The sequence below is a fragment of the Microbacterium umsixpiens genome (genome assembly GCF_053543675.1).
The window spans coordinates 9,675-11,205 of the sequence record NZ_JBLVOH010000018.1; the positions used below are offsets into that span (position 1 = coordinate 9,675).

4 protein-coding genes are annotated in these 1,531 nt (G+C 66.8%); 1 reads left to right on the top strand and 3 read right to left on the bottom strand.

The window, feature by feature from the left end; translation table 11 throughout:
- From ACNPM4_RS01685 to ACNPM4_RS01695, 3 genes are all read right to left on the bottom strand, one after another.
- Positions 1-186: glutamine amidotransferase-related protein (locus ACNPM4_RS01685; protein ID WP_448984480.1), on the bottom strand; the 186-nt coding region annotated here is incomplete at its 3' end.
- The gene (locus ACNPM4_RS01690) at positions 183-338 is read right to left on the bottom strand and encodes a hypothetical protein (RefSeq protein ID WP_448984481.1); all 156 of its coding nucleotides are present in this window, start codon (positions 336-338) and stop codon (positions 183-185) included. The genes ACNPM4_RS01690 and ACNPM4_RS01685, both read right to left, overlap by 4 nt.
- Positions 339-366: 28 nt before the next feature.
- On the bottom strand, positions 367-1,161 hold the full coding sequence (locus tag ACNPM4_RS01695) for a class E sortase (RefSeq protein ID WP_448984482.1): 795 nt from the start codon (positions 1,159-1,161) through the stop codon (positions 367-369).
- A 103-nt stretch (positions 1,162-1,264) separates the two neighbouring features.
- On the opposite strand from ACNPM4_RS01695, the gene ACNPM4_RS01700 reads away from it, so the two are divergent.
- The gene (locus tag ACNPM4_RS01700) at positions 1,265-1,504 is read left to right on the top strand and encodes a cell division protein CrgA (RefSeq protein WP_091028134.1); all 240 of its coding nucleotides are present in this window, start codon (positions 1,265-1,267) and stop codon (positions 1,502-1,504) included.
- The last annotated feature ends 27 nt before the right edge of the window (positions 1,505-1,531 follow it).

Here is a 1,531-nt window from a genome sequence, read left to right on the forward strand (position 1 = left end):
GGCCGGGGGACGTCCGGGGCCGGGGGAGAGCAACAGGGCGTCGTGGCCGGTGAGCATCCGCTCGAGCTCGGCGGCGTCCAGCGCGTCGGATTCGACCATGGTGGTCTCGGCGCCGAGCTCGTGGAGGTAGCCGACGAGCGTGTGCACGAAGCTGTCGTGGTTGTCCACCACGAGAACTCGGGTCATTCGACGTCGACCTCGCCGGGGGCGATGATCGGGCTCACCCAGGGGAACACGTACCAGAAGAGCCCGTACAGCACGGCGGCGATGAGGACGACCAGGATGAGGACGCGCAGCCACCACGGGCCGGGCAGCAGGCGCCAGAGTGCGGCGTACATCAGTCTTCTCCCTCGTGAGCGTCCACGGTCACACCGATGGTGCGGCCGGAGGCGGCGGCGGGTCGGTCAGGGCGGCGGGGAGCCCCTCGGCGCGGGGCTGGAAGCTCTCGAACACCCCGTAGGCGACGATGCGCTCCGCGAGGGAGTACAGCGGGGAGCAAGCCGTGAGCGTGATGTACTGCTCTCCGGTCTGCTGCTCCGGCATCTGCGGCACGTCGGCGAGCACATCGGTCTGTGTCGGCTTGACGTACTCGAGCGTGCGGAAACGGTACGTGTACCAGCCGTCGGGAGTCTCGACGACGATCGCGTCGTTCAGCTGCAGCTTGTCGAGCTGGTTGAAAGGCTTGCCCCAGGTGGTGCGGTGTCCCGCCATCGAGAAGTTGCCGACCTCGCCGGGCATCTTGGAGTCCTTGTAGACGCCGATCCCCTTCTGATCCAGGGTTCGTGCACGGCTCGTCCCGCCGTAGATGCCGAAGTTGTAGTCGGCTCCGAAACGGGGGATGTGCATCTGCCCGAACCATGTTGCGTCTGCCGGTGCTGCGGGCACCGGGGGCACGTAGGTGGTGGTGCCGTCGTCCTCTTCCACGACCGGCGGCAGCTCCGGCGCCTCGCCCTGTGCGAGCTCCTGCGAGATGGCTGCGCCCTCGTCGTTCTTCTGGGCGCTGATGATGATGTCGCCGATCCACATCTGCCAGGCGACGAAGAGCAGGACGAGCACTCCGGCGGTGAGGAGGAGCTCGCCGAGCACGCTCGCGAAGGTGGCGCGAGAGCGTGGTCTCTCTCGCCGCGGGCGTCGCCCCCCAGGCACGACGGATGCAGTCATGGCGCGATCATATCCCGGGACGCTGAACGGATGTCGGTGAGCCCGCCGTCTCTCGCACGCTGCGGACTCGGCGGCTCATGGGTCTGATGGGTACAATGACGGCATGGCACGTGACCGTAAGAGTGAAGAACCCGTCGTCGAGCGCGCCGAAGGCGAGGCCGCTCCCAACGCGGTGTGGTTCAAGCCGGTGATGATCGGCTTCATGCTGCTCGGTCTCGCGTGGATCCTGGTCTTCTACATCTCGGGCATGCAGTTCCCGATCCCGGGTCTCGACAACTGGAACCTGGCCATCGGTCTCGGCATCGCTCTGATCGGCTTCCTGATGACCACTCGTTGGCGCTGACGCCGCTCCTTCCTCTTGAAAGGCCCC